At 64.4% G+C, this 6,630-nt stretch carries 11 protein-coding genes; 6 read left to right on the forward strand and 5 right to left on the reverse strand.

All coding sequences use genetic code 11. The annotated features are described in order from the left end of the window. The coding region (locus EN939_RS15835; RefSeq protein WP_442919537.1) for an ABC transporter permease at positions 1-356 on the forward strand (356 nt) is incomplete at its 5' end. 110 nt (positions 357-466) lie between these two features. Further along, on the forward strand, positions 467-631 hold the full coding sequence (locus tag EN939_RS38080; RefSeq protein ID WP_164748889.1) for a hypothetical protein: 165 nt from the start codon (positions 467-469) through the stop codon (positions 629-631). 276 nt (positions 632-907) lie between these two features. Here the strand turns inward: EN939_RS38080 and EN939_RS15845 are convergent, their stop codons facing one another. Next, the gene (locus tag EN939_RS15845) at positions 908-1,276 is read right to left on the reverse strand and encodes a hypothetical protein (RefSeq protein WP_127268737.1); all 369 of its coding nucleotides are present in this window, start codon (positions 1,274-1,276) and stop codon (positions 908-910) included. A gap of 185 nt (positions 1,277-1,461) precedes the next feature. On the opposite strand from EN939_RS15845, the gene EN939_RS15850 reads away from it, so the two are divergent. Then, entirely contained in the window at positions 1,462-1,764 is a 303-nt protein-coding gene (locus EN939_RS15850; protein ID WP_127268738.1) for a hypothetical protein, read from the forward strand. Between the two features lie 239 nt (positions 1,765-2,003). Here the strand turns inward: EN939_RS15850 and EN939_RS15855 are convergent, their stop codons facing one another. Further along, positions 2,004-2,708, reverse strand: a complete 705-nt coding sequence (locus EN939_RS15855) for an XRE family transcriptional regulator (protein WP_127268739.1) — start codon at positions 2,706-2,708, stop codon at positions 2,004-2,006. Between the two features lie 203 nt (positions 2,709-2,911). Here EN939_RS15855 and EN939_RS15860 point away from each other — a divergent pair, with 203 nt between their 5' ends. Beyond that, positions 2,912-3,178, forward strand: coding sequence for a hypothetical protein (locus EN939_RS15860; protein WP_236382727.1), 267 nt, complete (start codon positions 2,912-2,914; stop codon positions 3,176-3,178). Positions 3,179-3,291: 113 nt separating this feature from the next. Further along, positions 3,292-3,924, forward strand: coding sequence for a GcrA cell cycle regulator (locus tag EN939_RS15865; RefSeq protein WP_127268740.1), 633 nt, complete (start codon positions 3,292-3,294; stop codon positions 3,922-3,924). A gap of 246 nt (positions 3,925-4,170) precedes the next feature. Here EN939_RS15865 and EN939_RS15870 read toward each other — a convergent pair whose 3' ends face one another. Next, positions 4,171-4,479, reverse strand: a complete 309-nt coding sequence (locus tag EN939_RS15870; protein ID WP_164749149.1) for a DUF982 domain-containing protein — start codon at positions 4,477-4,479, stop codon at positions 4,171-4,173. Between the two features lie 108 nt (positions 4,480-4,587). Further along, positions 4,588-4,869, reverse strand: a complete 282-nt coding sequence (locus EN939_RS15875) for a DUF982 domain-containing protein (protein ID WP_127268742.1) — start codon at positions 4,867-4,869, stop codon at positions 4,588-4,590. A gap of 243 nt (positions 4,870-5,112) precedes the next feature. On the opposite strand from EN939_RS15875, the gene EN939_RS15880 reads away from it, so the two are divergent. Then, positions 5,113-5,706, forward strand: a complete 594-nt coding sequence (locus EN939_RS15880; RefSeq protein ID WP_127268743.1) for a DUF6456 domain-containing protein — start codon at positions 5,113-5,115, stop codon at positions 5,704-5,706. A 110-nt stretch (positions 5,707-5,816) separates the two neighbouring features. Here the strand turns inward: EN939_RS15880 and EN939_RS15885 are convergent. Then, positions 5,817-6,630, reverse strand: an 814-nt coding sequence (locus EN939_RS15885; RefSeq protein ID WP_272483095.1) for an SGNH hydrolase domain-containing protein, incomplete at its 5' end; no start/stop codon positions are given.

Raw genomic sequence — 6,630 nt, forward strand, 5'->3', positions numbered from 1 at the left:
CAAGGCTGTCGGGCCTGCGCGTCGACCGTATTCTGGTCTCGGTTTATGTCATCGTCGGCTTCTTCGCCGGCCTCGCGGCCTTCGTGCTGTCGGCGCGGCTGAATTCCTCGGAAGCGGTCGCCGGTATCGGCTACGAGCTGACGGTCATTTCGGCCGTCGTCATCGGCGGCACCTCGCTGTTCGGCGGCATCGGCTCGGTCGGCGGTACGGTGGTCGGCGCGGCGCTCATCGGCGTGCTGCAGAACGGGCTGCAGTTCAACAACGTCTCGTCCTATACGCAAAGCATCGTCATCGGGCTCATCCTGATCCTGGCGGTGGCGTTCGACCGGTGGCTGAAATCGCGGGTGAGAAGGTGAGGGGGACGGTTGTCCCTTCTCCCACAAGGGGAGAAGGGGAGCCCCCTTTCTTGCAAAACAGCCGTCCTTTGCTAGAAAGGTTTTGGCGGGTGGCATCGTGAGAGAACCTCATGTTTGCCGATATTATCAGACCGATCACCCTAGGTTTTTCGCTGCTGCGGCGGTTCTGGCCGCAACTCATGGCACTCGTGCTGGCCGGCGTGCTGGTCGGCGATCTCCTCATGCAGCTCGCGGCGAAGGTGGCGCTGGCCAATCACTTCGCCGGGCGCGGCTGACATAGGCGCGCATCGGCTGGACCCGCCAGCGCCCGGCGTCGATGGCGGCATCGGACGGCAATTGCGGCGGGGCGTGGGCGGGCAGGGCGCCGAAGGCCCCCATCAGGCCGGCGACAAGCAGGGCGGCGATGGTTCCCGCGCCGGCCGTTATCCAGGTTTGAAATCTTGAGCGGGCAGTCTTGAACATCCCAAACTATGCACGTCGACGATCAGCCACCCCTGCGCAGTCTAGAAAGAAAAAATTGCCGATGGAACCCGCAAATGGCTGGTCCAGCCTCACGCTGCTTCGCGCGCCCATAGAAGATGGCCATGGCGACGAAAATACCGTGCCACCAGCCGTTGTTGCTTGGCCCTGACCAGGTCGGGCAAGCGCCGCTCCTGGCGCCAGCGCGGTATGTTGCGCCAGCAGGCTATGAAGCGGGCGGCGTCCTCAATGGCCTCTTCCGCCGAGAGCGCCGGGCCAATCGCGGCCAGGAACAGCGCCTCCGACGGTTTCAACTCGTCGATCACTGCCTTGCGCCTGACGTGATCCTGACGGGCGTGGGCGATGCCGTTTCGGCGGATGGCTTCGAAGGCTTCAAGCAGGGCCAGGCTGTCGCCGGCGTAACCGCAGGAACGGGCAAAATCGGTGGCAAAAGCGTCCATTATCGCTCCCGGGTCTGATGCAGTGGGCAGGTTCGTGTCTGACTCACATTTTCATATATATGAAAGCATAACTCAAATTGCACTAGAAGAAAAACTTCGGGGAAAGTTTGAAAACTGCGACTCGACTCCCGGCGCAAAACACAGGAATATGCGAACAAATCAGGAACAACGATGAGGCAGGGGCGATGGCATTGCCGGGCAGGGAACCAACAATCGCGCATGTCGCCTCGATCTCGGTCGAGTGCGCGGATTGCGGCCGCAACCGTTGGTGGCGACCCGATCAGCTGAAGCGGTTCGGCGTGACGGGGAACACGCCGCTTGCCGCTCTGTCGGGCCGCATCGTCTGCGCGGCCTGCCGTGCCGACGGACTGCCAGGAGCGACCGTTACGATCCAGGCGGCCTTCATCGACGAGCGCCAGCGCGTGCGCAGCGAAGCGCAGATGCTGAGCGATCGCGAGGTGCCGCTGGAGGGAGCGAGGCGGGCTTGAGTCTTGTCGAAGGGTGAACGGCCGGTTCGCGTGAGTGAATTGATCGTGCCAGTGGCACGATCAAAGGCCAGCGAACGCCGGGACGCTGCGAAGCAGCGGGGACCCGGCAGGTGGATCCTGCGCTACCCGGCCCTTCGCAAGCTCAGGGCGTTCAAGGCTCGAAAAGCCAAGCAATTGGCTTTTCGTCCGCTGTGCGGACCGCCTTTCACCCCGCAAGGGGAGAAGGCAAGAAGCGCTCCTCAATACCCCAGCAATTCCTTCAGCGGAATCACGCGCCAGACATGTTTGATGGCGTAGCGGTTGAAGGTCAGCGTCTTCGGCGGATTGTACTGCTCGACCACCAGCTCGCCCGCCGTGCGCTTGACCAGCTTCTTGATGAAGGCCTTGCCGTTGCGCTCGTTTTCCTCGGGGAAGGTCTCGATCACCACATGGTCGCCGGGCACCGCGTCGCGGCCGCCGCAATAGATCAGGTCGCCGGGCTCATAACGCGGCACCATGGAATCCGAGAGCACGTGCAGGGCGAACACCTTCGGCAGGTTGCGCACCCCCGGCGGGCGCTGGACGTAACCCGCCGGCTCGCCGTTGAAGGTGAAATCGCCATCGTCGCCGCCGACGGCCGCGCCCAGCACCTCGATATCCATCGACCCCGCGGGTAGCGGACCGGTATCGGTGACGATCTCCGCATCGGCGACCGGTCCGGCATCGTCGAGAAACACGACCTGCCCTTGACCTAGCGCCACCGGGTCGACGCGCAGGAAGGCGGCGGTCTTCAGGAGGTTCTCGGTCTTGGGCAGATTGCGGCCGGTTTCCCAATTGCCGACGGCGGCGACATCAGTGTCGTTGTGCTCGGCGATGTGGCGCATGACCAGGCCGCGCTGCTTGCGCGCCTTGCGGATCGCCGCCCCGACCTTGATCGACAGTTCCGTTCTTGCCATGGCGACCATGTGAGTGATGAAAGTGGCTCTCGTCTATGAAAGAATGGCTTGCATAAATTTGTGAGTTATGCTTATATATGGTTATGCAAAACCTGTCCACCTTTGATGGCGCAATGGCGCCGGCCCCGTGCGCGGTGTGCCCGGCGGCTGTCGCCCCCCTTTCATCCCGGCTGTCCTCCTCCCCGGCCAGGATGAAGCCCGAGGCTCGGTGCTTGACTGCACCAGCCCCGGGTCCGGTCCGCCCGTCTCCGGCGACCGGAACGGCCGGAGCCGCCGCTCCCAGCGGCTCCGGCCCCCAATCCGACCGGCATGGCGCCGGCGCTGTTTTTTCGGCTGGCCGCTCCTGCATCCGCACCGAGGACGGCACCGTCATCCTGTTCGACAGGCCAACGGGCAGGGCGGTTTCCGCCCTGGATAGAAACACGGCCGAGGCGCGGCTTCTGCACCTTGCCGGCGGGAAATCTACCCAATCCGGCTGAGGCTGGTCGGCTGACAGCCGGCTCTTGAAAAACAACCTGACTGCGACCCGGCCACCGGGTCGAACCTTGACGCTGCCCGACGGCGTGCGGCCGAACTTTGGATGGAGCTGAATATGGCAAGCTATAGCGACGCGGAATTGCACGAGATCGGCCGCTGGCTGAAGGACGGGCTTTCAGCCTCCAGGATTGCAGTCGCGTTCAGCGCGTTGCGCGACACCATCATCGGCATCGTGCACCGCAACGCCATGCTGGGCGCGATCGGTTTTGCCAATGGCAAGGGGCCGCCGCCGCGAGCCAGACAGGCGGTGGGCAAGCGCGCTGAAAGCAAGCGGGCGACTGGCGCCCCGGGGACTGCGACGCCTGTCGTCGGCAAGATGCATGGCGTGCTTGCCGCCAAGGACATCCCCGCGCGTGAAGTGGCCCGGCCCAGGCGCCATTCGTTCGTGCGCGAGGTAGGCGTGCTGATCGCTGACGGCGTAGCCTATCGCCTGGAGACGCCGGCGCCGCCGCGCGCGGCCATCGGCCGGCAGCCGCATGGCGTGGCGATGCGTTTCATCGATTGCCTGTTTTCACGCTGCCGCGCGCCGCTGGATCTGACGGTGGAGGAGGATTCTGAAAACGATGCGCCAGGCAGCCGGCCGGGCGCCGACATGCTGTGCTGCGGCATGCGCACCAGGGCGCTGAAAAGCTATTGCACCTACCATCAGGCGCGCTTCCAGCGCCGCGTATTTGTGGCGACGGGGTGAGGCTTGGTCTCTTCTCCCCGTTCACGGGGAGAAGGTGCCGGCAGGCGGATGAGGGGCAGCGCTGACGAGGCAGGATTGAAAGCTGACATGAAATTCAAGCATCCGATTCAGATGCCACTTACCGAAGCGCTGGCGCCGCCCCTCATTGCCCTGCCGGGCGTTCGCTGTTCGAAGAGCCAAGCAATTGGCTTTTCGTCCGCTGCGCGGACCACACCTCACCGTGAACGGGGAGAAAGAAGCAAAACCTTATTTCGGCATTTGCCGGCCTTGCTTGGGCGTGCGGCTCTGCATGCTCCTTGCGTCCATCGCCATCGCCGGGTTGCCCTCGTCGACCAATATGCCGGTCACCCGGGCAAAGCCGGTAAACACCTTCATGGCGTCGGCTTCGGAAATCTGCGCGGCGATCGCCGCGCTGCAGGCGTTCAGCGCACTGCGGTAGACATGGCCGCGTCGCTCGAGCGGCCAACGCTGCAGAAAATCGGCGGCTTCGCTGACGCTGTCGATCTCTTCGATCTCATCTTCCACCCGCACTTTGAGCGGCACTCCGGTTTTCATCGTACCCACGGCGTTCACCTTCGCTTTGCGCGCGGCTCCAACTACCGCATCGATAAACGCGCCCCGCTGGCGGCCGGTTGCATCAATTTTTCGGCCGGCGCGCGATCCTCATGGGCTAGCCACCGCGTTCAGCCAGTCATGGGCGCGGCTTTTGGGCCTGGCCACCAGTATGTTCTGTTGCTTGGCCGCCCTGGTGAAGGCGTCGAACGCAATGCGCTGGCAGCAGATGCCTTCGACGGCGAGCGTAACCAGCCGCGTCGCCTCGAGATAACCAGGTGCTGTCTTGTCGGGCCATTGGTGGCGCAATGCCTCGGCTGCGCCGGCCACCGAACTGACCAGCATGGTTTTGTTATCGCAAAAGCGCACGGTAACCGGCATGAAGGCTGTCATCGGCGAACCTCCCCTTGGCATGGACGCGACATAACGTCGAAAGCTCGCGCCGGTTCCATCAGCCTGGATGCCGGGCGGCAAGGATGCTGGCGCAGCGGCGAGGAGGCGACGACCTCCGATTCAACGAAGGCCAACCGAACGGCGGCTCTCTCCGCCCTGCCGACCATGTGGGGAGATGCCCAACAGCGCGAAGGATCGCCGCTTTGCCGTTCTCCATCATCCCGAGCCAACCAGGAGCCTCCCATGAGCAAAAGGACCAGACCCGTCAAACCGCAGGCGCCGAAATTGCCGAAGGGCGAGGCCGAGCAGGTGCGCATACGCCGCGAGATCGGCCATGATTTCGCGCTCAGGGATGACGCCTTCGGCCGCAAGCGGCTGGCGGCGGGCACGCTGGAGGCTGCTCGTGTCTACGAGGTGTCGAATGACGGCTACGCCGCCACCGGCGGCATCGTGCGGGTGCGCGCCATCGATGCGCTTATCGGCATCACCTCGCTGTCGCGCCAGCAGCGCGAGGCAGGTCTGCGCTACCGCGAGGATTTCCGCTGCAGCCAGCAGGCTGATGTCAAGCCGATGCGCTGGACCGAGCGCGTCGACGGCGGCCGCGATGGCGGCGGCATCGCCGACAGTGTGCTCGACGCCGGCAGGGCCTATGCCGCCGCCACAAGAGCGCTAGGCCATTGGGAGGTGGCCGCCGTGGTGCGACAAGTCTGCTGCGCGGACGGTTCCCTCAAGCGCCTGTCCGAGCAGACCGGCGAAGGCCGGAACGTGGTGACGAAGCTCCTGAAGGTGGGGCTGGATTTGTTGGCAGTGCATTACGGGATGATGATGAGGCGGTGAGGGGTGAAATGGATCCGACCGGCGATGCCTGCCGGATCGGTGATCAAGCCCGTTCCACAGATTCGCAAGATGTGATGAACAATGCGGACCGGGCGCAGATACCCAGGCGCCTAAAACAAGGCCCGCTCCAATGGCCCCGCCAGTGTCTCGGCAAAGCCCGTCGCCAGATGGTGCCTGTCACGAAACGCCAGCTTGCCTGATATGACGACGTGGCAGGTGGTCGGGCCGCAGAATTGGTTGGTGAGGTCGATGTAGCGGGTGTCGGGCACGCTGGTCACCACGGCGCGCTCGGCGGCGGCGGTGCTATCGTTGGCGGCTTCGGCTCTTGGCGTGTCGCAGTGCGGCGAGGGTGCCTCGCGCCACCACAGGGTGCGCGCCACGCAGGAGCCGGCGAAGCTGGCGTTGATCGGCGTGTCGCGGATAACAGCCGTCTCGACACCGGCCCGGCTGAAGGCCTGCAAGGTCGAGCGCAGGCCGGCCTGCCAGCGCGCTACTTCAGCGGTGCGTTCGGCCGCGGGCAGGTCACGGATCAGATTGCCGATGGAAAATTCGGAGATCACCACCAGGCGCGGCTTGTGGCGGATGATCTCTGATATGGCCTGCTCGCGCCAGGCGTCGCATTCGGTGTAGTCGCGCTTCAGCACCGTGTTGAAGGTGGAGAGCCGCGAAGCGCGGCACGATGATTTGAGATAGGTGATGATCTTTGTGTCGTTGCGCCTGGCTGCTTCGATCAGCGGCGTCGACCACTGGTCGGCGTGCGAATCGCCGAACAGCACGATGGTGCGGGTGGCGTCGGCCGGGCCGAACATGCAGGGTTTCGGCGTCACCGTTTGGAAGTCGGCCAGGCAGTTCTTGTCGACGGCCCGCGCGATGGAAGGTCTTTCGGCCGCCTGCTCGATGCCGCGCTGCTCGGGACCGATGTTG

It is taken from the genome of Mesorhizobium sp. M7A.F.Ca.CA.002.05.1.1 (assembly GCF_003998335.1).
Lineage (GTDB): Bacteria > Pseudomonadota > Alphaproteobacteria > Rhizobiales > Rhizobiaceae > Mesorhizobium.